This window comes from Microbacterium sp. 22303, assembly GCF_052045265.1.
Lineage (GTDB): Bacteria > Actinomycetota > Actinomycetes > Actinomycetales > Microbacteriaceae > Microbacterium.
Genome location: NZ_JBQEOQ010000001.1, coordinates 477,652 through 500,219 on the forward strand (window position 1 = coordinate 477,652; position 22,568 = coordinate 500,219).

Below are 22,568 nucleotides of genomic sequence, written 5' to 3' on the forward strand. Positions count from 1 at the left end.
CGGTATCAGCGAGGGGCGGGCACGACCGGGCGGGTCATCACGTACTCGCGTCCGTTCTCGAGCTCGGTGATCTGACCCGTGCGCGTGAAGCCGCAGCGCACGTAGGCAGCCTGCGCGCGGTGATTGTCCACGTGCACCTCGAGGGTGAGCTCGGTCAGGCCGCCCTCAGCCGCCCACGCCGCACATTCGTCGAACAGCGCCTCGATCGCCCCGGAGCCGCGATGCCCGTCCGCCACGTACACGCCCACCACGAGCGCGGAGGGGGCCGCGTCCCGATCTCCGATCACCGTGGCCGATCCGAACCACTCGCCGTCGTCCGCGATCGTGACGAACTGGCCGTTGGGGCCGCCCTCGGCAGCCTGCTTCGCGCGGTGCTGCCAGAACTCATCGGGCTGCTCAGACGCGTTCTCGAATGTGTCGAGGAATGCGAGCGCGGCGACGGGATCCTGCAGGGCTCGCAGACGAAGATCCCGCACCTCGCGCCATTCGTCGGTCTCGATGCGCCGGATCGAGAAAGTCACTCGCCGACCTCCTGGTACGCGGCGAAGAGGAGGGACTCGTCGGGGGCCTGCAGCACAGTGGGCTTTGCGATGCCGTCCAGCACGATGAAGCGCAGCATCCCGCCGCGGCTCTTCTTGTCGCGCTGCATGGTGGACAGCAGGGTCGGCCACGCGCCGGCGCGGTACGACGTCGGCAGCCCCAGCGATTCGAGGATCGCGCGGTGCCGGTTGGCGTCGTCGTCCGAGAGCCGTCCGGCAAGCCGGGACAGCTCGGCCGCGAACAGCATGCCGACGGAGATCGCGGCGCCGTGCCGCCAGCGGTAGCGCTCGGCGTGCTCGATCGCGTGCCCGAGCGTGTGGCCGTAGTTGAGGATCTCGCGCTGCCCGGCCTCACGGAAGTCGTCGGAGACGACGCTCGCCTTCATGCCGATCGCGAGCTCGACGGCCCGCCGGAACTCCGGGGTGAGCGGATCGACGGCGCGAGCCGGATCCGCCTCGATGATGTCGAGGATCTCAGGCGACCAGATGAACCCGGCCTTGACGACCTCGGCGAAACCGGCGGTCGCCTCGTTCGGAGTCAGGCTGGACAGTTCGTCCAGGTCGCCGATCACCGCACGCGGGGCCCAGAAGGCGCCGACGAGGTTCTTGCCCTCGTTCGTGTTGATGCCGGTCTTGCCGCCCACGGCGGCGTCGACGAGCCCGAGCACGGTCGTCGGCACCTGCACGATCTGCACGCCGCGCAGCCAGGTCGCCGCGACGAAGCCGGCAAGGTCGGTGACCGCACCGCCCCCGTAGCCGACGACTGCATCGGTGCGGGTGAAGTCGGCCTGGCCCATGATCTGCCACAGGAACTGCGCGACCTCGATGCGCTTGCCCTGCTCCGCATCGGGGATCTCGGCCAGCAGCACCTCGCGCGGGCCGTTCGCCGTGTCGGCGACGATCCGGTCGCGCAGCTGGGCGGCGCGATCGGCGAGCGTCGGCGGGTGCACGACGAGCACCTTGCGCACGCTCGGCGCCAGCGCCGCAGAGACGCGATCGAGGATCCCTCGTCCCACGGTGATGTCGTAGGGGGTGCTCCCCGTCACGCCGATCGTCGTGACGCCGTCGTTCTGCTCCACGCTCATGCTCGTCCTCTCATCCATTCCACGACCTGCTCCGCCACCCGCGACATCGGCACCCGTGAGGTGTCGAAGTGCACGTCGGCGACCTCCTCGTACAGTGCGCGCCGCTCGGCGAAGATCCTCGTCCAGCGCTGCACAGGATCCTCCTCACCCTGCAGGAGCGGACGGGCATCGCCGGCGATCCTCGCCGCCACCGCCTCCGGTGACACGGTCAGCAGCACGACCGGCACTCCCTGCAGCAGCGCTCGGGTCTCGGGGGCGATCACCGCACCGCCGCCCAGGGAGATCACTCCCCCGCCTGCGATGGCCTCGGCGACGGCCTCTCGTTCCCAGGTGCGGAACTGCGTCTCACCGTGCTCCGCGAAGATCGCGGGGATCGGTCCGTGCTCGCGCACGATGACCTTGTCCGTGTCGACGAAGTGGAGCCCTGTGGCCTTCGCGACCCTGCGGCCGATGCTGGTCTTGCCGGACCCCATCGGCCCGATCAGGACGATCGCCGGCTCAGCCGAGTTCATCGTGCAGGATCAGCGCCGCCTCGGAGGCCGGCGTGGTGCGCAGCTCCTCCGGGATCGCGGCGAGGTACGCCTCGAGGTTGCGCCGGGTCTCGGCGACGTTGTCGCCGCCGAACTTCTCCAGCACGGAGTTCGCGAGCTCGATCGCGACCATGGCCTCGGCCACGACGCCTGCGGCGGGCACGGCGCACACGTCGGAACGCTGGTGATGCGCGGTGGCCTGCTCGCCCGACGCCACATCGACCGTGCGCAGCGCGTGCGGGATGGTGGCGATCGGCTTCATTCCGGCGCGCACGCGCAGCACGGTACCGGTGGACATGCCGCCCTCGGTTCCTCCGGCGCGGTCGGAGCCGCGGCTGATGCCGGCCCCGGTGGCGAACAGCTCGTCGTGCGCCGCGGAACCGCGCCGGCGCGTGGTCTCGAAGCCGTCGCCGACCTCGACGCCCTTGATCGCCTGGATTCCCATCAGCGCGTACGCGAGGCGCGCATCCAGACGACGGTCCCAGTGCACGTGAGAGCCCAGCCCCGGCGGCAGACCGTAGGCGAGCACCTCGACGATGCCGCCGAGGGTGTCGCCGTCCTTGCGGGCCGCGTCGACCTCCTCGACCATGCGCGCGGAGGTCGCGGAGTCGAAGCAGCGCAGCGGATCCGCGTCCAGCGTGTCGACGTCATCGGGAGTGGGGAGGTCGGATCCGTCCGGCACCTGGACGGGCCCGATGGACAGGGTGTGGCTGACCAGGCGGATCCCGAGCTCACCGAGGAACGCGCGCGCCACGGCGCCGAGCGCGACCCGGGCTGCGGTCTCGCGAGCGCTCGCGCGCTCCAGGATCGGGCGGGCCTCGTCGAAGCCGTACTTCTGCATGCCGACGAGGTCGGCGTGGCCGGGGCGGGGGCGGGTCAGGGCCGCGCTGCGGCCCCGGGACTTCTCGGTGAGCTCGACGGGATCGGCGCTCATGACCTCGACCCACTTGGGCCACTCGGTGTTGCCGATCCGCATCGCGATCGGGCTGCCGAGTGAGAAGCCGTGGCGAACGCCGCCGGAGATCGAGAGCTCGTCCTGCTCGAACTTCATCCGCGAGCCGCGCCCGTAGCCGAGCTTGCGGCGCTGCAGGTCGGACTGGATCGCCTCGCGGGACAGCGGGACGCCCGCAGGCAGGCCCTCCATGACGGCAATGAGTTCGGGGCCGTGCGATTCGCCGGCCGTGAGCACGCGGAGCATTCCCCTAGTCTCCCATGCGTTCAGAGCGCGACCGGCCGGATGACTTCCGTGTGCGCGTCAGCGCAGAGCCGCCCGCATGACGCCGAGCACGGCGGGCTCGTCCGGCAGCGCTGCATCCGGTGCGCCATTGAGGAAGATCCGGATCTGGGCGACCGCCTGGTGCAGCAGCATCTCCAGTCCGGTCAGCACCGGCGCATCGGTCCACGCCTGTGCGAGCGCGGTCGGCCACGGCGCGTACGCGGCGGAGAACAGCGCGCCGCCCTCTCGCGCGAGCACCGTCATCACGTCATCCGGCAGCGCCGCGCTGCCGGGCAGAGTCGAGACGGTCAGATCCACCGACGGCGGCGGCGGCGAGCCGGATCCGAGCTCATTCGTGGTCGCTTTCAGGCCCATGCGCTGGGCGAAACCGGCGAGCTCCTCGGCCTGCTCCGGTCGCCGCATCCGCAGCTCGACCTCATCGACGCCCAGGCGCAACAGTGACACCAGAGCCGACCGCGCCGTCGCTCCCCCGCCGAGCACGCGCGCGGTGCGCACCTGCGCGAGACCTGCCGCCACGAGCGCGGAGGTGAGCCCGCCGACGTCGGTGTTGAAGCCGTGGATCTCCTCGCCCAGCAGCAGCGTGTTCACGGCGCCGGTGAGGCGGGCGTCGTCGTCGAGGGCGTGGGCGCGTGCATGGGCCCGCTCCTTCAGCGGCATCGTCAGTGAGAGCCCGCGCCAGGTCGCGTCGAGGGAGTCCAAGGCCTCGTCGAAGCCCGCCTCATCCACTTGGCGACGGCCGTACTCCCAATCCAGTCCGAGCAACCGGTAGGCGGCGTTGTGCAGATCGGGAGAGCGGCTGTGGTCGATCGGATCCCCCCAGACGGCCAGTCGCGACGGAGAGGTCACGTCAGCATCCGGAGTCGGGGTTGGCCTTGCACCAGTCCTGCCACTGCTTGACCGCGGCCTCGTGCTCGGCGTAGGTCGTCGAGAACACCGTCTCGCCGGTGTCCAGGTTGACCGTGACGAAGTACAGCCAGGGTCCGTCCGCGGGGTGCATGGCGGCGTCGATCGCCTTGTCGCCCGGATTGGCGATGGGGGTCTTCGGCAGCCCGTCGATCACATACGTGTTCCACGGGTTGTCATCGGTCTGCGCCTCGTCGGAGGTGCTGGCCGAACCGCTGTGCAGTTCGCCGTAGCCGTACTGCGCGGTGGAGTCCATCTGCAGCTTCATGCCCTGATCCAGGCGGTTCTGGATCACCCGCGAGACCTTGTAGAAGTCCGCCTCGGCACGAGCCTCGCGCTGGATGATCGACGCGATCGTGAGCACGCGCTGCTCGTCGCTCGCGGGGACGGCCGCGGAGGCGAGCGAGTCCCTGGTACGCTTCACCATCGTGGCGACGATGTCCTTCGCGGTTGCTCCGGGGCCGAACTCGTAGAGAGCGGGGAAGAGCCAGCCCTCCAGCGACGGGGCGTTCACCCCGTAGTCAGCCGGACTCTGCACGGCCGCCTGGAGATCTGCCAGCGGCACATCCACGCTCTTCGAGATCCGTTCCACGGTCTCGGCGACGGTGTATCCCTCGGGGATCACCGCGGAGTTCTGCATCTTGTTCTTCGGGTCGTTGAGCGCCTTGAGCGCGGCGGCGGCGGTCATCTTCTGCTGCAGCTTGTAGACGCCCGGATAGAACGTGTTGACGATGTTCTCCTTCACCATCATGGTGTAGAACACGTCGGAGGTCTTCGTGACGCCGGCCCGGTAGAGCGCCTCGGACACCTGGTGCCCGCCGTCGCCCTTGTTGATGGTGACGAGCGCATTGCCGGTGGCCTGACCCGCTTCATAGTCCTTCGACGGGCCCCAGCCCATGACCTCGCTGATCTTGTCGCCGTAGGCGTTCCAGACCCAGAGCCCACCGCCTGCGGCGCCGGCGACCAGCACGAACACCACGAGCAGGGCCACCAGACAGCCGCGCCGCTTCTTCCGCTTCGGCGCGACGGGCGGCTCGGCCTCATGGCGGAACAGCGCCTCGAGCGTCGAATGGGTCTCGTCGTGCCGTTCCGCGGGGGTCCCGGTGCCCTCGTCGGAGGCTGCCGGCGTGGACGGGGAGGACGCGGCCGCGCGGGCCGCACGACGGGAACCGGGAACCGCAGGCTGTTCGGCCGGGCGCGGGGTCTGCACCTGCGGATCCGGCAGTGCGCCGAACAGGTCGTGCGAGACGGGGTCGTTCTCCGGCGTGGCGGCCGATGGCGATCGGTCGGACATGTCAGGGGTTCTCCTCGTCGAGGATCAGCGGGGAACCGGCTGGGTTGCCGGTGTTCTTCTCGATGTCGATCGCGTGCTGCAGCAGCACGACGGCGGCGGCCTGGTCGACCACGCCGCGCGAGTTGCGCTGCGTGCGTCCCGAGGCGCGCAGCGCCTGGTGCGCAGTGACCGTGCTCAGGCGCTCGTCGATCAGCCGGACGGCGATCCCGCTGGCACGGCCTAGGGACTCGGCGAACTCGCGGGCGTCGGCGGTCGAGGCGGTGTCCTCACCGCGGAGGTTGATCGGCAGGCCCACGACGAACTCGAGCGGTTCGTATTCGGCGGCGAGTTCCGCGATCCGGCCAACCGCCCCGTCGCCGCGGGGCACGGTCTCCACGGGCACGGCGAGCATGCCGTCAGGATCGCACCTGGCCACGCCGATCCTGGCGCGGCCCACATCGATGCCGAGCCGTACGCCCCGTCGGAACCCGGTCACGCGCGACGCAGCTCCTGCTCGATCGCGGAGAACGCCGCCGGCAGTGCCGCCGCATCGGATCCGCCGCCCTGTGCGACGTCGTCGCGGCCGCCGCCTCCGCCGCCGAGCACGCCGGCCGCGATCTTCGCGAGGGCACCGGCCTTCGCACCCTGGGCACGGGCGCCGTCGTTGGCCGCGACGACCACCATGGGCCGGCCGTTCGCCACGCCCGAGATCGCCACGACCGCGGCTGCGGATCCGAACGTGTCTCGCACGCCGGTCGCGATCTCGCGCACCTCGTCCGCGCCGCCGACCCCGCCGAGATCGTGCGCCACGAACTGCAGCGAGCCGAGGGGCGTGGCTGTCTGCGCGATCGCGGGGACCCGGCCGGCGCGTTCCGCGGCCTCGAACTGCGCGATCCGCTTCTCCGCCGCCTTCAGCTGCGCGGCCAGATCCGTCACGCGCTCGGTGAGCTGGTCGCGCGGCGTCTTCAGCGCAGAGGTGAGCTGTGACACGAGGGCGCGCTCGGCGGCGAACTCGCGGAACGCGTCCGCGCCGACGAGAGCCTCCACACGGCGGTTCGATGCGCCGACCGACGACTCGCCGACGAGATTGATGAGTCCGATCTCAGCGCTCGAGGACACGTGCGTGCCGGCGCACAGCTCCCGCGACCAGGGGCCGCCGATATCCACCATGCGCACGGTCGAGCCGTACTTCTCGCCGAACAGGGCCATCGCGCCGGCGGCCTTGGCGTCGTCCAGGGACATGATCCGCGTGGTGACCTCGAGCCCGTCCTGCACGGCGCGGTTCGCGATCTCCTCGATCTCGGTCTTGGTGTCTGCGGAGAGCGCCTGTCCCCAGGAGAAGTCGAACCGCAGGTAGCCGGCGCGGTTCAGGGATCCGGCCTGAGTGGCGGTCTTGCCGAGGGTGTCGCGCAGGGCCGCATGCACGAGGTGCGTGGCGGAGTGCGCCTGACGGGCGGCTCGGCGGTTGGCGGCATCCACGCTCGTCGTCGCGGGCGCATCGACGGACACCACGCCCGTGGTCACCTCGACGGTGTGGCTGATCAGCCCCGGAACGGGACGCTGGACGTCCAGCACCTCGAGCGCGTAGCCGGGTCCGGTGATGACGCCCTTGTCGGCGACCTGGCCGCCCGACTCGGCGTACAGCGTGGTCTCGGCGAGGACGACCTCCGCCACCTGGCCCTCTGCGGCGTTGCGCACGGGCTGACCGTCGACGAGGATGCCGAGCACGGTCGAGCTGGTCTCGAGCTCGTCATAGCCGAGGAACGCGGTCTCACCCTTCGCGCGCAGGTCGCCGTAGACGGACACGTCTGCGATCTGCCGCTTGCGATTGCGTGCGTCGGCCTTGGCGCGGGAACGCTGCTCCTGCATGAGCGAGTCGAACGCGGCGCGGTCGACGTTCAGGCCCGCTTCCTCGGCGATCTCGAGAGTGAGGTCGATCGGGAAGCCGTAGGTGTCGTGCAGCAGGAACGCCTCGGACCCCTTCAGCGTCTCGGATCCGGCCTTCTTCGTGTCGGCGAGGGCGAGGTCGAGGATCGTGGATCCGGCGTCCAGCGTGCGGCGGAACGTCTCCTCCTCCGCGTCCGCGGCGGCCGAGAGCTGCGCCCAGTCCTGCTCGAGGATCGGGTAGGCGCTCTTCATGGCGTCCTTGGACACCGCGAACAGCTCGGGGAACACCGGCTCGTCGACGCCGAGCAGACGCATGGAGCGGACCGTGCGGCGCATGAGCCGGCGGAGGATGTAGCCGCGGCCCTCGTTCGACGGTCGCACGCCGTCTGAGAGCAGCATGAGCGCGGAGCGCACGTGGTCGGCGACGACGCGGAAGCGGACGTCGTCGGCGTGCTCGGCGCCGTAGCGGCGGCCGGAGAGCTCGACGGCGCGGTCCAGCACGGGGCGCACCTGGTCGGTCTCGTACATGTTCTCGACGCCCTGCTTGAGGAAGGCGACGCGCTCGAGCCCCATGCCGGTGTCGATGTTCTTCATGGGCAGCTCGCCCACGATGTCGAACTCGGTCTTGCCGCGGATGTTCTCGATGAAGTCCTGCATGAACACGAGGTTCCAGATCTCCAGGAACCGGTTGTCGTCTGCGGCCGGTCCCCCGTCCTGGCCGTACGCGGGTCCGCGGTCGAAGAAGATCTCGCTGTCGGGGCCGCCGGGGCCGGGCTGACCCGTGTTCCAGTAGTTGTCCGCACGGCCGAGGCGCTGGATGCGCTCCGGCTTCAGGCCGATGACGTCGCGCCAGATCGCCTCGGCCTCGTCGTCCGTCTCGAAGACCGTGACCCAGAGGTCCTTCTCATCGAAGCCCAGGCCGCCGTCGCTCTCGGAGCCGGTCAGCAGCTCCCAGGCGTAGCGGATCGCGCCTTCCTTGAAGTAGTCGCCGAACGACCAGTTGCCGAGCATCTGGAAGAAGGTGCCGTGCCGGGCCGTGCGACCGACCTCTTCGATGTCGTTGGTGCGGATGCACTTCTGCAGGTCGGCGATGCGCGGGTGCGGTGCGGGGACCACGCCGGTGAGGTAGGGGATCATCGGCACCATGCCGGCCACGGTGAACAGCAGCGAGGGGTCGTCGCTGACCAGTGACGCCGAGGGGACGATCAGGTGATCGTTCTTCTCGAAGTAGCTCAGGTAGCGCTGCGCGATCTCCGCGGTCTTCATGCTCGTCGAGGGGTCCTTGCTGTCAGGGCGCGCCGGAGCGCAGGTTTCGGGAGAGGGAGCGATCCGCGTCAGTCCGCGGCGCCGTCCTGAGTGAGGCGCGCCTCCTCGGCGTGGAAAGCGCCGGCGAGGATCCCGGTGAACTCGTTGATCCGGTCGTCGACGGCCGCCAGCACGTCGTGTCCTCGCGGATCCTTGTTCATGAAATGCGCGGCGACGAAGCCGCCGATCACGCCGATGAGGAACCACAGCAGGGTCTTCATGTCACCACCTCCGGTTCGGGCCCGCTCGTCACAACGCTCTCCATCGTATGCGCAAACGCGAAGGAGGCGCCGGGGATACCCCCGACGCCTCCTCGGCGTGTTCGCAGAGTTCGCTGAACTCCGAGAGCAGAGTCGCTGTGGATCAGCGAGCCGCGTAGTACTCGACGACCAGCTGCACGTCACAGGTCACGGGGACCTCGGCGCGCTTGGGGCGACGGACCAGACGGGCCTCCAGCTTGTCGAGCTCGACCTCGAGGTAGCCCGGAACCGGGGGCAGGACGTCGGCGTGACCGCCTGCGGCCGCCACCTGGAAGGGCTCGAGGCCCTCGCTCTTGGGCTTGACGTGGATGAGCTGACCCGGCTTCACGCGGAAGGACGGGCGGTCGACGAGCTGGCCGTCGACGAGGATGTGACGGTGCACGACGAGCTGACGCGCCTGCGCGGTGGTGCGCGCGAAACCGGCGCGGACCACGAGCGCGTCCAGACGCATCTCGAGCTGCTCGACGAGGTTCTCACCCGTCAGGCCGTCCTTGCGACGGGCCTCGTTGAACTGGATGACCAGCTGCTTCTCGCGGATGCCGTACTGCTCGCGGAGACGCTGCTTCTCGCGCAGACGGACGGCGTAGTCGCTGTCCTGCTTGCGCTTGGTGCGGCCGTGCTCACCGGGAGCGTAGGGACGCTTCTCGAGGTACTTGGCCGCCTTCGGGGTGAGGGCGATGCCGAGTGCACGGGACAGGCGGACCTTGCGGCGGTCCTGGGACTTCGTGACCACGAAGTGTTCCTTTCGATACGCGGCCGTGTCGATCACGGCTCGCGGACGTATCGTCTCGATTCCGCCCCTCACGAGCGCACGCCGGGGCGGACGAGAGGGTGGTGCAGGAGTGGAGAGATGCCCGAAAACACGGTTTCGAGCCGATCCATGCTATCAGATCAGGCCTGTGCGCCTGTCGCAGTGGCTCTGAGTGCGACGACTTGTGCCACGCCCCGCCTACGCCTCCCCCAGGATCCTCCGGATGCGCTCGAGCCGCGCCTGCACCTCGCGCTCTCCGCCGAGCGCCTTGGGCTGATAGTAGCGGCGCCCCCGCAGCTCGTCAGGGAGATACTGCTGCGGCACGATGCCGGCGTCGCTGTCATGCGGATAGCGGTAGCCCTTGCCGTGTCCAAGGCGCTTGGCGCCCGGATAGTGCGCGTCGCGCAGATGCCCGGGTACTCGCCCGAACCCACCCGCACGGATATCCGCGATCGCCGCGTCGATGGCCAGGTAGGCAGCGTTCGACTTCGCCGTGGTCGCGAGGTAGATCGTCGCCTCGGCGAGCGGGATCCGCCCCTCCGGCATGCCGATGAAGGCGACGGCGTCTGCGGCTGCGACGGCGATCACGAGCGCCTGCGGATCGGCCAGGCCGATGTCCTCGGACGCCGAGATGACAAGCCGGCGCGCGATGAAGCGCGGGTCCTCGCCCGCTTCGATCATCCGGGCGAGATAGTGCACCGCGGCATCGACGTCCGAACCGCGGATCGACTTGATGAACGCGCTGATGACGTCGTAGTGCTCGTCGCCCTGGCGGTCGTAGCGCAGCAGCGCACGATCCACCGCCTGCGCCACATCGTCGTCGGTGACGGTCGGCGTCTCGTCCTCGGTGAGGCGATCCGGCGAAGCCGCGACGGCGGCCGCGGCCTCGAGCGCGGTGAGCGCCCTCCGTGCGTCGCCCGAAGCGAGTCGGATCAGGGCGGCCCGTGCGGCGTCGTCCAGCACCGCGCGCCCGCTCAACCCGCGCGGATCGGACACGGCCCGGTCGATCAGAAGGCCGATGTCCTCGTCGGTGAGAGGCTGCAGCGTGAGCAGCAGCGAGCGGGACAGCAGCGGGGAGATGACCGAGAACGACGGATTCTCCGTGGTCGCCGCGATGAGGATGACCCAGCCGTTCTCCACACCCGGCAGCAGAGCGTCCTGCTGCGCCTTCGTGAAGCGGTGGATCTCGTCGAGGAACAGGATGGTCGACTGGCCGTAGAGGTCGCGCTGGTTGAGCGCCTCCTGCATGACCTCGCGCACGTCCTTCACCCCCGCCGTGATGGCCGACAGCTCCACGAAGCGACGCCCTGACAAGCGCGCGATGGCCTGCGCGAGGGTGGTCTTGCCCGTGCCCGGCGGGCCCCACAGGATCATCGAGACGCTCGACGCGGTCTTCGCCGCCGGATCCGCGAGCGCCACGATCGGGGAACCCGGCCGCAGCAGGTGCTGCTGCCCGGCGACCTCGTCGAGCGAGATCGGACGCATCCGCACGGCGAGCGGCGTCTGGCCGCTCATCAGCGGTGCTGCAGGAGTCATGCGGTCAAGGCTAACGTCGTGCGCCGACACGGGGACGCGCGGCACCCCTGGCGAAGTCACGCGTCGCACGGCGCGTCGAGGCGCACGCGATATAAGCTCGGTCCTCGACATCCAGGGAGGATCCATGGCCGCTCGCCGCCCGACGAACGCCCGCGATCAGCGCGCTCGCATGCAGCAGGAGCGCGCGCGCCTGCACGCCGCACGCCAGGGCCTGCACGCCGCGAGCGTCCGGCGCAGAGTGCGTGACAACACCGTCGCCGTGGTCGTGGGAGCCGTCATCGTGATCGGCGCGATCGTGAGCCAGGTCGTGCATGCGGAGGCGACCGCGCCCGCCCCGTCCCCCTCTGCGACGGTCAGCCCGACGGCGGCTCCGAGCTCCGTTCCCGCGCCTGCCCCGACGGCGACGGAGACCCCGGCCGGCTGAGCGGCAGCCCTCTCGCGCCCCGCCCCGGCGTACTAGGCTGGCCCTGTCCTTTCCGCCTCCCGCGGCATGCCGCGCAAGGAGTTCACCGTGTCCACCGAAGAGCACACCCCCGAAAACCCGACGGCCGCCGAGCAGACCTCGCAGCCCGACGCCGAGAACGCCACGACGCCCGTCGCCGACGCAGCCGAGGCCCCGACCGCGGAATCGCCCGAGGTCGCCGCGGCACCCGTCGAGAGCGCCGACGCCGAAACTGCTGCACCGGTCGAGGACGCCAGGCCTGTCGAGGAGTCCGCGCCTGCCGAGCAGACCGGTGAGGCAGCTTCCGCTCCGGCCCCTGCCGTCGAAGCGCGCCCCTCGGTCCCGGCTCCGCGTCCGCCGGCGATGCCCCGGCCTCCGGCCATGCCCCGGCCCCCCGCCTCGGCGATCCGCCCCGCCGTGCCGGTGGCGCCCGTCGTCCCGGCACCGGTGAGCACCAGCGACGCGGCCGAATGGGGTCGCGTCACCGAGGACGGGACGGTGTCCGTTCGCGAAGGCGACGAGTGGCGCGAGGTCGGGCAGTACCCCGACGGCACCCCGGCCGAGGCGCTCGCCTACTTCGTGCGCAAGTTCGAGGATCTCGCCTTCAAGGTGAACACCCTGGAGCAGCGGGTGCAGGCCGGCGGGTCCGGCGCCACGGATCTCGCCAAGCAGGCGCAGCACCTCGTCACCGAGGTCACCGACGCAGCTGCGGTCGGCGACCTCGCGAACCTCCGTGCCCGCCTCGACACGCTGACCGGATCCCTCGCCGACGCCTCTGCGGCAGAGGCGGCCGAGACCAAGGCCGCCGTCGACGCGGCCATCGCCGAGCGCACCGCTCTCGTGGAGCGTTCCGAGGCGATCGCCGCGCAGGACCTCTCCTCCGTGCAGTGGAAGAAGGTCACCGAGGAGATGGGCGCGCTGTTCGACGCGTGGCAGAGCCACCAGCAGAACGGCCCGCGCCTCCCGAAGGGTGCGGCGAATCAGCTCTGGAAGCGATTCCGCGATGCCCGCGCGACGGTTGACCGTCAGCGCCGTGCCTTCTACGCCGAGCTCGACGAGACCCACAAGACCGCGCGCGACCGCAAGTCGCGCCTGGTCGAGCGCGCCGAGGCCCTGGCGCCCAAGGGCGTGGACGGGATTCCCGCCTACCGCAGTCTTCTCGACGAGTGGAAGGCCGCCGGTCGTGCGGGGCGCAAGGCCGACGACGCGCTGTGGGCCCGGTTCAAGGCCGCGGGTGACGCGCTCTACTCGGCGCGCGCCGAGCAGGCGGCGGCGACCGAGGCGGAGTCCGCTCCCCGTATCGAGGCGCGCACCGCGCTGCTCGAAGAGGCCAAGGCCGTCGCTGACGAGCCGAACCTCGCCAAGGCGCGAGCCATGCTGACCCGCATCCAGCGCCAGTGGGATGAGGTCGGACGGATCTTCCCGCGCGAGAAGGAGCGTGCCCTGGACGATCGCCTGCGCGTCATCGAGCAGGAGTTGAAGTCGCGTGAGGACGTCGATTGGAAGCGCAACAACCCCGAGACGAAGGCCCGCGCCGGCGCGATGAGCGATCAGCTCCAGCAGGCCATCGCCAAGCTCGAGGCCGAGCGCGACGCCGCGGAGCAGTCCGGCAACGCCAAGGCGCTCAAGGAGGCGACCGAGGCTCTCGAGGCCCGACGCGCCTGGCTGAACGCTCTCGGGGGCTGAACGACGACACGCACCCCGCATTCGCGGGAGTTGTCCACAGGGCGGGGTTCTCCGGATCCCCGCCCTGTGTCGTGTACCGCACACTGGAGGCATGCGCGACGCGTTCCTGCACCTCCCCGGAGATCGGCTCTCCCTGCCCGAACTCGCGGCAGCGCGCCTGGATGGGGATGTGGTCGAGCTCGGCGAGGCATACGCTCCGGCGGACCTCGTCGAGACGGCCGCTCTCCGGGCCGCTTCACTGGCCTCCCTCGTCGCGGGGCTGCACGGTGCCGCGTTCGCCGGCATGACCGCAGCGTGGATCCATGGCGCCGGGGATTCCCCACCGGATCTGCACGAGTTGCAGAGCGCGACCGGCCGCCGGCTGCGCGCCCCGACGACGCGACGGATCATCGTGCATGATCCGGTGCTGGACCCTTCGGACGTGCAGCACCTCGGCGGCCACGCGGTGACGACCCCGGAGCGCACACTCATCGACCTGCTGCGCTGGCCCGTGACGGTGCCGGAGCGGCATGACTGGGCCCGACTGCTGGTTCTCGCGGATCCGTCGCTCGTCGCCCGCACCGCTGTCCGCCTGGCACGGCTGCACCACGGCCCCGGCTATCACCGCGTCGCACGGTTCCTCTCCGCTCACGGAGCAGAACCGCCGTCCTGCTGAGCGAGACGACCGCGCCTCGGGGCGCGAAGACCTCGCTCAGGACGAGGTGACGCGGTAGACGTCGTAGACGGCGTCGATCCGGCGCACCGCGTTGAGCACGCGGTCGAGGTGCACCGTGTCGCCCATCTCGAAGACGAAGCGGCTGAGCGCCAGGCGATCGTTGGTCGTCTGAACGGTGGCGGAGAGGATGTTCACGTGGTGCTCGCTGAGCACCCTGGTGACGTCGGACAGCAGACCGGAACGGTCCAGCGCCTCCACCTGGATCTGCACCAGGAACACGCTGCGCGTGGTCGGCGCCCATTCGACGTCCACCATCCGGTCCTTCTCGACCGACAGTGCCTTGACGTTCACGCAGTCGGAGCGGTGCACGGAAACACCGCTCCCCCGCGTGACGAAACCGACGATCTCGTCCCCCGGCACCGGGGTGCAGCACTTTGCGAGCTTCACCAGGATGTCGGCCGCGCCGCGCACCAGCACCCCGGAGTCGCCCTCGCGCGGAATGCGGCTGCGTCCCTGGGCGGGGATGTCGATCGCGCCGGTCGAGGTGTCCTCGGTCGTGGAGATGAGCGCGGTGACCTTCTCCAGCACGGACTGGGTGGACACGTGCCCCTCACCGACCGCGGCGTAAAGCGCCGAGACGTCCTCATAGCGCAGCTGGTGCGCGACCTCGGTGAACGACTCCTGGCTCATCAGCCGCTGCAGGGGCAGGTTCTGCCGGCGCATCGCACGGGCGATGGCCTCCTTGCCCTGCTCGATCGCCTCCTCGCGGCGCTCCTTCGTGAACCAGCCGCGGATCTTGTTGCGCGCGCGTGTGCTCTTCACGAACGTCAGCCAGTCCTGGCTGGGTCCGGCGTCGGGGTTCTTCGAGGTGAACACCTCGACCACGTCACCGCTGTTCAGCGCGGTCTCCAGCGGCACGAGCCGGCCGTTGACCTTGGCGCCCATCGTGCGGTGACCGATCTCGGTGTGCACCGCGTAGGCGAAGTCCACCGGCGTCGCACCGGAGGGAAGCCCGATCACCCGACCCTTCGGCGTGAAGACGTAGACCTCCTTCGCGCCGATCTCGAAGCGCAGCGAGTCGAGGAACTCGCTGGGGTCGGCGGTCTCGGCCTGCCAGTCCGAGATATGCGCGAGCCAGGTCATGTCCGCGTCGGCGGTGCCCTTGCCCGTGCCGTTCATCCGCTCCTTGTACATCCAGTGCGCGGCCACGCCGAACTCGGCCTGCTGATGCATCTCGTGCGTGCGGATCTGGATCTCCACCGTGCGGCCGCCGGGGCCGATCACCGTGGTGTGCAGCGACTGGTACAGATTGAACTTCGGGGTGGCGATGTAGTCCTTGAACCGGCCGGGCAGCGGGGTCCATCGGGCATGGATCGCGCCCAGCACCGCGTAGCAGTCGCGCACCGTGCCGACCAGGACCCTGATGCCGATCAGGTCGTAGATGTCGTCGAACTCGCGGCCCCGCACGACCATCTTCTGGTACACCGAGTAGAGCTGCTTGGGCCGCCCGGCGACCTTCCCGCGCACTCGCAGGTCACGCAGGTCGCTCTCGACCGCGTCGACCACCTCGTGGATGTACTTCTCGCGCTGCGGCGTGCGCTGTTTGATGAGGCTGTCGATCTCGGCGTAGATCTTCGGATGCAGCACCGCGAAGGACAGGTCCTCGAGCTCGGACTTGATCGCCTGGATTCCGAGCCGATGCGCGAGCGGGGCATAGATCTCGAGGGTCTCGGTGGCCTTCTTCGCCGCCTTCTCCGGCGGCACGAAACCCCAGGTGCGGGCGTTGTGCAGGCGGTCAGCGAGCTTGATGATGAGCACCCGGATGTCCTTCGACATCGCGACGATCATCTTGCGGACCGTCTCGGCCTGCGCGCTGTCGCCGTACTTCACCTTGTCGAGCTTGGTGACGCCGTCGACCAGCATGGCGACCTCGTCGCCGAAGGTCGCGGTCAGCTCGGTGAGCGCGTAGCCCGTGTCCTCGACGGTGTCGTGCAGCAGCGCCGCCGCGATCGCGCGCGGGCCGAGCCCGAGATCCGCGAGGATCTGCGCCACCGCGAGCGGGTGCGTGATGTACGGCTCGCCGCTTTGTCGCTTCTGACCCTGGTGCTTCTCCGCCGCGACCGCGTACGCGCGCTCGATGATCGCGAGATCGCCGCGCGGGTGGTTCTGCCGCACCGTGCGGATGAGGTTGTCGAGGTCGTTGATCCGGGGCGCGCGCGAGAAGATGCGCGGGACGAGCCTGCGCAGACTCGACCCCTGCGCCGACGCCCCAGGCGTCGTGCCGACCTCGCTCATCCGACCTCCAGGCAGATCATCCTACAAGCGCCGGGGACGGCCGGACGCATCGAGGCTCAGACCTCCACCGCGGTGGCCGTGGCGCGCTCCCGCGCCGCGAGCACGCGCTTGTCGTGCTCACGGATCGCCGGCTCGTTCTCCCGGAACAGCGAGTACAACGGCGCCGCGACGAACAGCGTCGAGTAGGCGGCGACGATGATGCCGACGAAGATCGACAGCGAGATGTCGGTGAGGGTCTGCGCGCCGAGCCAGAACGCCCCGATGAACAGGATCGCGCCGACCGGCAAGGCCGCGATGACGGCCGTGTTGATCGATCTGACGAGCGTCTGGTTCACGGCGAGGTTCACGGCCTCGCCGAACGTGCGGGAGGACTTGGCGCCCTCCTCGGTCGTGTTCTCGCGGATCTTGTCGAACACGACCGTGGTGTCGTACAGCGAGTAGGCGAGGATCGTGAGGAAGCCGATCACGGCCGCCGGGGAGATCTCGAACCCGGCCAGCGCGTACACCCCGACCGTGATGATCAGCACGTCGAGCAGACCGAGGATGGACGCCGCCGACATCTTCCAGGTGCGGAAGTAGATCGCGAGGATCAGGAACGTCAGCGCGAGGAAGATCGCAAGGCCCCAGAGCGACTGGCGTGTCACGCCTTCGCCCCAGCTCGGGCCGATGAACGAGGTGTTCACCTTGTCCTCGGCGACGCCGTACGCCTTCGCGAGGGCGGCCGCCACGTCGTGGCTCTCCTGCTCGCTCTTGAGCTGGGCGGTCTGCACCCGGATGTCGCGGTTGTTGACGGTGGTCACCTTCGTGGTGACATTCGGCAGCACCGAGCGCACCGCGGTCGTCGCGATGTCCTGGTTGCGGTTCGCGGGGGCTTCGACCGTGAACTGGGATCCACCGGTGAACTCGATCGAGAACTGCACCGGACGGAACAGCGGCACCAGCGCGGAGCCCACGACGAGCAGGATCGCGATGATGAACCAGAGCCGCCGCTTCCCGACGAACGGGAACGAGGTCCTGCCGGAGTAGAGGTCGTTTCCGAACTCGTTCATGGAGCGCATCAGTCGTTCTCCCCGTTCCGGCTCGCGCCCTGGGACGCTTCGGCAAGAGCCTCCGCGCGCTTTCGTTCGGCGATGGTCTGACGACGCTCCGCCTCGCCACGGGAGCGGCCGGCGCGCGCCGCCTTGCCCTGAGAGCCGGTGGCGACGGCGCGGTACTCGGTGCGTCCGCGGTAGACGGCGCCGAGCGCCTCCGGGTCCATGCCCGAGAGCGGGTGGCCGTTGCCGAAGAAGCGCGTGCGGGCGAGGATCTGCATCATCGGGTGCGTGAACACCACGAAGATCAGCACGTCGATGAGGGTGGTCAGACCCAGCGTGAACGCGAAGCCCTTCACCGTTGCGTCGGCGAGGATGTACAGCACCACGGCGGCGAGGATGTTGATCGACTTCGAGATGTAGATCGTGCGCTTGGCGCGACTCCAGCCGTCCTCCACCGCACCGGTGATGGACTTGCCGTCGCGCAGCTCATCCCTTATTCGTTCGAAGTAGACGATGAAGGAGTCGGCCGTGAATCCGATCGAGACGATCAGACCGGCGACGCCGGCGAGCGAGAGGCGGAAGCCCATCCGCCAGCCCAGGATGCAGATCAGCACGTAGGTGATGACGGCCATCACGGCGATCGACGCGATGATCACGAAACCGAGGGCCCGGTAACTGAGCAGCGAGTAGATCGCGACGAGGCCGAGACCGATCAGGCCCGCGATGAGGCCGATCTGCAGCTGCTGGGATCCGAGCGTCGCGGAGATGGTGTCGGAGCTCTGCACCGTGAAGCTCAGCGGCAGCGCACCGAACTTGAGCTGGTCGGCGAGGCTCTTCGCCGTCTCCTGGGTGAACGAGCCGCTGATCGAAGGACGCCCGTCGAGGATCACGCCGTTCATGGACGGCGCGGAGATGACGGATCCGTCCAGCACGAACGCGAACTGATTGCGCGGCGTCTGGTTCTGCTGCGTGAACGCGTAGAGGCGCTGGCTGACCTTGCCGAACGCGTCGGTGCCCTTGCCGTCGAAGGTGAGGTTGACCTCCCACTGGGCATTCTGCTGGTTCAGGCCGGCGACGGCGTCCTTGATCGACGTGCCGTCCAGTTCCACCGGACCGAGCAGGTACTTGGCCTGGCCGCTGCTGTCGCAGGCGATCAGCGGCTGGTCCGTGGGCTGCTTCGCCGCATCGCGCTTGGTCTTGCAGTCGTATGCGAGGAACTCGGCCTGCAGCTTCGGCGTCACCCACGACATGTCGCTGCCGTCGGTCGGTGACGGCGACGGCGTGGAGGCGAGATCCGGCGCGGGGGTCGGATACGGCGTCGATTTGCCGTCGTCGCCGACGAAGGACGTGGACGGCGCCGTGGCCGCCAGCACGGCACGCAACTCCATCTTCGCGCTGGCCTGAATGCGGTTGCGCGTCGCCTCGTCCGCCTTGCCGGCGATCTGGACGACGATGTTGCGGCCGCCCTCCGTGGTGATGTCCGACTCGCCGACACCCGAGGCGTCCACGCGCTGGCGGATGATCTGCGCCGCCTGATCGAGCTGCTCGGCGTTGGGATCCTTGCCGTCCGCCGTCTGCGCGCTGAGGATGATCTGCGTGCCACCCTGCAGGTCCAGTGCGAGTTGCGGCGACCAGGAGCTCTTGCCGAAGCCGTACACGCCCAGGGCGTTCAGGCCGAAGAGCACGCCGATGGCGATGAGCAGGCCGAGCAGGACCCGCCAGGCGTGCTTGACGGGAGAAGACGATGCCACGAAGGTTCTTCGCTTTCTGAGGGGGACGGTCTGTCCGGAGGGACGGTCGAGCGGCGCGCGCGGACCGCGTCAGTTCTTGTCGTCGGCGTCGCGCTCCAGGCGCGCCTTGGTCTCCTCGGCCGACTCGATGCGGATGTCCTTGGCGCGCTCGTCCAGCGGGGTCTGCGCGTCGAGAGTCGTCTGCTCGTCGAGCGGCGTGTGCGCCTCATCGGCGACCGGAGCGTTCTGCTCCTCGTCCACGACCCGCAGGATCGCCTGCGAGTGCACCTCGATGACCACGCCGGGCGCGATCTCCACCTTCGCGGGACGGTCCAGGTTCTCCGGGTCGAACTCGACGATCGTGCCGTAGAGGCCGCCCTGCAGCAGCACCTTGGCTCCGGGGACGGTCTGCGTGGCCTTCTTCTCCTGCTCCTCCTTCATTCGCTTGTTGCGCTTGCGGGTCGAGAGGACCATGAAGACGAGCAGGATGGCCAGGACGAAGAACAGGCCGTACTGCGAGAAGAACGTCGCGAGATTCATGCGAAGAGGAGCCTTTCGAGGCGCGCGCCGGCGGTGGGGCGCGGAAGGGGTGGGGAAGGTGAAAGTCTCCAGCGATTATAGGTCATCGAACAACGCGGCCCCCTCGGGGTGCGCGATGCCGAGATGGGCGTACGCCTCCGGCATGGCGATGCGCCCGCGGGGAGTGCGGCCGAGGAATCCGATCCGGACCAGATACGGCTCCACGACGCTCTCGATGGTGTCCGCCTCCTCTCCGACCGAGACGGCGAGTGTGCTGAGCCCTACGGGTCCCCCGCGGAAGCGGCGCACGATCGCATCCAGCACGGCGCGGTCCAGGCGATCGAGGCCGATCCGGTCCACGTCGTAGAGCTCCAGCGCCGCCCGCACGTCATCGACGGAGGCCGAGGATCCGCCACCGTGCACGAGGGCGTAGTCCCGCACGCGCCGGAGCAGTCGGTTCGCGATGCGGGGAGTGCCCCGGGAGCGCCGTCCGATCTCGGCACGCGCGATCGGGGGCACCTCCACGCCGAGGACGATCGAGGAGCGCTCCACGACCCGTTCGAGCTCCTCCGCCTCGTAGTACTCCAGGTGGGCCGTGAAGCCGAAGCGGTCGCGCAGCGGGTTCGGCAGCAGACCCGAACGCGTGGTGGCGCCGACGAGCGTGAACGGGGCGAGATCGAGCGGGATGCTCGTCGCCCCGGCACCCTTGCCGACCATGATGTCGATCCGGAAGTCCTCCATCGCGAGGTACAGCATCTCCTCGGCGGACCGTGCCATCCGATGGATCTCGTCGATGAACAGCACCTCGCCGGGCGTGAGGCTCGACAGCAGCGCGGCGAGGTCACCCGCATGCTGGATCGCCGGCCCGCTGGACATGCGCAGCGGGCGCCCGCTCTCATGCGCCACGATCATCGCCAACGTGGTCTTGCCGAGTCCCGGGGGGCCGGAGAGCAGGATGTGATCAGCCGGGCGATCCTGGATCCTCGCGGCCTCGAGAAGCAGAGTCATCTGTCCGCGCACCTTGTGCTGGCCGACGAACTCGCTCAGGCTCGCCGGACGCAACGCTCCCTCGACGGCGAGCTCGGCCTCGTCGACGACGTCGCCGGAGTCGTGGAACTCAGCCACGAGCACTTCCGCCCTGGGCAGGACCGAGGGTGGCGAGCGTGCGCCGGAGAAGCAGCGCGACGGATCCGCGCTCGGTCTCGCTGGCCTCGGCGGCGCTGCGTTCCGCGGCGTCCGCGGCGATGCGCTCCGACCATCCCAGTCCGATCAGGGCGGCGATCAGCTGCGTTCCGATCTCGTCGGGGACGGACGCGGCGGCGGATGCGGCGACCGGCGCATGGAGCTTGCCGGTGAGCTGCACCACGATGAGCTTGGCGGTCTTCGGGCCGATGCCGGAGACCCGGCGGAAGGGCGCGTCGTCGTCAGCGGCGACCGCGCTCGCGATCTGGTCCACGGAGAGGTGCGAGAGCACCCCGAGCGCGGACTTCGGTCCCACGCCCGTCACCGACAGAAGATGACCGAACACCTCGAGCTCGGCCTGGTCTGCGAAGCCGTACAGCGACAGCGCGTCCTCCCGAACGATGAGCGACGTGTGCAGTCGGAGTTCGTGCCCGACCCTGGCGGTGTGCGCGACGTCGCCGGGCACGGCGACCCAGAAGCCGACTCCCCCGACCTCGACGACGACGGAATCCGTGCTCGCGGACAGCACGATGCCGCGCAGGGAAGAGATCATGAAAGCAGTCTACGCACGTGCTCGTATGTATGTTCGAGCGACACGCTCCGCGTCGGCCCAGGCCTTCTGCGCCGGGGTCAGGGCGTCGGATCCCGGATCCGCTCCCCCGCCGAGTCCCGCACCGCGCCAGGCATGGCAGAGCGCGATCGCGAGGGCGTCGGCGGCGTCGGCCGGCTGCGGGGGTGCGTCGAGCCTCAGGATCCGGGCGATCATCGCCTGCACCTGCTTCTTGTCGGCGGAGCCGTACCCGGTGACGGCCGCCTTCACCTCGCTCGGGGTGTGCGTGGCCGCCGGCAGCTCGTGCTCGGCGGCGATCAGCAGTGCCACGCCGCTGGCCTGCGCGGTGCCCATCACGGTGTGGCTGTTCTGCTGGGCGAAGACGCGTTCCACCGCGACCGCGTCGGGGCCGTGTTCGGCGATCACCGCACGGATCCCCGCAGCGACAGCGGCAAGGCGCTCGCCGATCGGCGCATCCACGGGCGTGCGGATCACGCCCACGTGCACGAGAGTGCCGCGGCGCCTCGCATCGACGTCCACGACACCCACACCGCAGCGCGTGAGGCCGGGGTCGATGCCCAGAACCCGCCGTACGCCCGTCATGCCTCCAGGCTAGGCGCAGCGCAGTCGGTCGGCGCCGAGGCGCGCGGCCAGCCCATATGGCCAGTCAGACGACGGTCCCTGAGCCTGTCGAAGGGACACCGTCGACACGGCCAGTTGTCCACAGCCCCTCCACGGCGGACCGTTTCCGGAAAGACTTGGCCGATGGCTTGGACGTACATTGTCGAGTGCGCAGACGGATCCTTCTATACCGGCAGCACTGCGCTCGACGATGTCGAGGCCCGCGTATGGCAGCACAACAACGATTTTGAACTCGGTGCGAACTTCACGCGCAAGCGGCGGCCCGTGCACCTGGCGTATGCCGAGTGGTTCGATCGCATTGACGAGGCGTTCGCGCGCGAGAAGCAGATCCAGGGCTGGTCTCGGGCAAAGAAGCTGGCTTTGATTCAACACCGCGGGGAGGATCTGCCAGCCTTGGCGCACCCTGTCCACGCTAGAGCCGCAACGTCATCCCGAGGAACCCTGTAACGAGTCGGCTCGTCGTGGTCACTTCGACAAGCTCAGTGACCGGTGCCTTCCGGACCAGAACAACGACGACAAAGGGGGCC

The 22,568-nt window shown here is 69.5% G+C and carries 22 protein-coding genes; 4 read left to right on the forward strand and 18 right to left on the reverse strand.

From position 1 onward, the window contains the following. Positions 1-5: 5 nt before the first annotated feature. The 11 genes from ACTJI8_RS02295 to ACTJI8_RS02345 all read right to left on the reverse strand — a co-directional run bounded on the left by ACTJI8_RS02295 (position 6) and on the right by ACTJI8_RS02345 (position 11,306). A complete protein-coding gene (locus tag ACTJI8_RS02295) occupies positions 6-521 on the reverse strand; it encodes a GNAT family N-acetyltransferase (protein ID WP_440731786.1) in 516 nt (171 codons plus the stop codon). Then, positions 518-1,624: a 3-dehydroquinate synthase gene (gene aroB / locus ACTJI8_RS02300; protein ID WP_440731787.1), complete on the reverse strand. Its 1,107-nt coding sequence runs from the start codon at positions 1,622-1,624 to the stop codon at positions 518-520. Before aroB ends, ACTJI8_RS02295 begins: the two co-directional genes overlap by 4 nt. Further along, positions 1,621-2,136 (reverse strand): shikimate kinase, encoded by a 516-nt coding sequence (locus tag ACTJI8_RS02305; protein ID WP_440731788.1) that lies wholly within the window; start codon positions 2,134-2,136, stop codon positions 1,621-1,623. The genes aroB and ACTJI8_RS02305 overlap by 4 nt, the downstream gene beginning before the upstream one ends. After that, positions 2,123-3,352 carry a chorismate synthase gene (gene aroC / locus ACTJI8_RS02310; RefSeq protein WP_440731789.1) on the reverse strand — a complete coding sequence of 410 codons (1,230 nt, stop codon included), beginning with the start codon at positions 3,350-3,352 and terminating at the stop codon, positions 2,123-2,125. The genes ACTJI8_RS02305 and aroC overlap by 14 nt, the downstream gene beginning before the upstream one ends. A gap of 57 nt (positions 3,353-3,409) precedes the next feature. Continuing rightward, entirely contained in the window at positions 3,410-4,237 is an 828-nt protein-coding gene (locus ACTJI8_RS02315) for a shikimate dehydrogenase family protein (RefSeq protein ID WP_440731790.1), read from the reverse strand. Between the two features lies 1 nt (position 4,238). Continuing rightward, positions 4,239-5,588, reverse strand: coding sequence for an endolytic transglycosylase MltG (gene mltG, locus ACTJI8_RS02320; protein WP_440731791.1), 1,350 nt, complete (start codon positions 5,586-5,588; stop codon positions 4,239-4,241). Between the two features lies 1 nt (position 5,589). Continuing rightward, entirely contained in the window at positions 5,590-6,063 is a 474-nt protein-coding gene (gene ruvX / locus ACTJI8_RS02325; protein WP_440731792.1) for a Holliday junction resolvase RuvX, read from the reverse strand. Beyond that, positions 6,060-8,720, reverse strand: coding sequence for an alanine--tRNA ligase (gene alaS, locus ACTJI8_RS02330; protein WP_440731793.1), 2,661 nt, complete (start codon positions 8,718-8,720; stop codon positions 6,060-6,062). Before alaS ends, ruvX begins: the two co-directional genes overlap by 4 nt. A 68-nt stretch (positions 8,721-8,788) precedes the next feature. Further along, complete coding sequence (locus ACTJI8_RS02335) at positions 8,789-8,980, reverse strand: hypothetical protein (protein WP_440731794.1); 192 nt, start codon at positions 8,978-8,980, stop codon at positions 8,789-8,791. Between the two features lie 142 nt (positions 8,981-9,122). Continuing rightward, on the reverse strand, positions 9,123-9,752 hold the full coding sequence (gene rpsD, locus ACTJI8_RS02340) for a 30S ribosomal protein S4 (protein ID WP_440731795.1): 630 nt from the start codon (positions 9,750-9,752) through the stop codon (positions 9,123-9,125). A 216-nt stretch (positions 9,753-9,968) separates the two neighbouring features. Next, positions 9,969-11,306, reverse strand: a complete 1,338-nt coding sequence (locus tag ACTJI8_RS02345) for a replication-associated recombination protein A (RefSeq protein ID WP_440731796.1) — start codon at positions 11,304-11,306, stop codon at positions 9,969-9,971. 124 nt (positions 11,307-11,430) lie between these two features. On the opposite strand from ACTJI8_RS02345, the gene ACTJI8_RS02350 reads away from it, so the two are divergent. The 3 genes from ACTJI8_RS02350 (at position 11,431) to ACTJI8_RS02360 (ending at position 14,089) form a co-directional block, all read left to right on the forward strand. Further along, the gene (locus ACTJI8_RS02350) at positions 11,431-11,730 is read left to right on the forward strand and encodes a hypothetical protein (RefSeq protein WP_440731797.1); all 300 of its coding nucleotides are present in this window, start codon (positions 11,431-11,433) and stop codon (positions 11,728-11,730) included. 87 nt (positions 11,731-11,817) lie between these two features. Beyond that, a complete protein-coding gene (locus tag ACTJI8_RS02355; protein WP_440731798.1) occupies positions 11,818-13,434 on the forward strand; it encodes a DUF349 domain-containing protein in 1,617 nt (538 codons plus the stop codon). A gap of 91 nt (positions 13,435-13,525) precedes the next feature. After that, entirely contained in the window at positions 13,526-14,089 is a 564-nt protein-coding gene (locus ACTJI8_RS02360) for an SAM-dependent methyltransferase (protein WP_440731799.1), read from the forward strand. Positions 14,090-14,125: 36 nt separating this feature from the next. On the opposite strand, the gene ACTJI8_RS02365 is transcribed toward ACTJI8_RS02360, so the two are convergent. From ACTJI8_RS02365 to ruvC, 7 genes are all read right to left on the reverse strand, one after another. Further along, positions 14,126-16,384 (reverse strand): RelA/SpoT family protein, encoded by a 2,259-nt coding sequence (locus tag ACTJI8_RS02365; RefSeq protein ID WP_440731800.1) that lies wholly within the window; start codon positions 16,382-16,384, stop codon positions 14,126-14,128. A 56-nt stretch (positions 16,385-16,440) separates the two neighbouring features. After that, positions 16,441-17,442 (reverse strand): protein translocase subunit SecF, encoded by a 1,002-nt coding sequence (gene secF, locus ACTJI8_RS02370; RefSeq protein ID WP_440731801.1) that lies wholly within the window; start codon positions 17,440-17,442, stop codon positions 16,441-16,443. Continuing rightward, positions 17,442-19,169, reverse strand: a complete 1,728-nt coding sequence (secD, locus tag ACTJI8_RS02375; RefSeq protein ID WP_440731802.1) for a protein translocase subunit SecD — start codon at positions 19,167-19,169, stop codon at positions 17,442-17,444. Before secD ends, secF begins: the two co-directional genes overlap by 1 nt. Before the next feature lie 69 nt (positions 19,170-19,238). Further along, complete coding sequence (locus tag ACTJI8_RS02380; RefSeq protein ID WP_440731803.1) at positions 19,239-19,688, reverse strand: preprotein translocase subunit YajC; 450 nt, start codon at positions 19,686-19,688, stop codon at positions 19,239-19,241. Between the two features lie 75 nt (positions 19,689-19,763). Beyond that, positions 19,764-20,792, reverse strand: a complete 1,029-nt coding sequence (ruvB, locus tag ACTJI8_RS02385) for a Holliday junction branch migration DNA helicase RuvB (RefSeq protein ID WP_440731804.1) — start codon at positions 20,790-20,792, stop codon at positions 19,764-19,766. Further along, a complete protein-coding gene (gene ruvA, locus ACTJI8_RS02390; RefSeq protein ID WP_440731805.1) occupies positions 20,785-21,402 on the reverse strand; it encodes a Holliday junction branch migration protein RuvA in 618 nt (205 codons plus the stop codon). Before ruvA ends, ruvB begins: the two co-directional genes overlap by 8 nt. 9 nt (positions 21,403-21,411) lie before the next feature. Further along, a complete protein-coding gene (gene ruvC, locus ACTJI8_RS02395; protein ID WP_440731806.1) occupies positions 21,412-22,002 on the reverse strand; it encodes a crossover junction endodeoxyribonuclease RuvC in 591 nt (196 codons plus the stop codon). A 162-nt stretch (positions 22,003-22,164) separates the two neighbouring features. Here ruvC and ACTJI8_RS02400 point away from each other — a divergent pair, with 162 nt between their 5' ends. Continuing rightward, the gene (locus ACTJI8_RS02400) at positions 22,165-22,488 is read left to right on the forward strand and encodes a GIY-YIG nuclease family protein (protein WP_440731807.1); all 324 of its coding nucleotides are present in this window, start codon (positions 22,165-22,167) and stop codon (positions 22,486-22,488) included. Positions 22,489-22,568 lie beyond the last annotated feature (80 nt).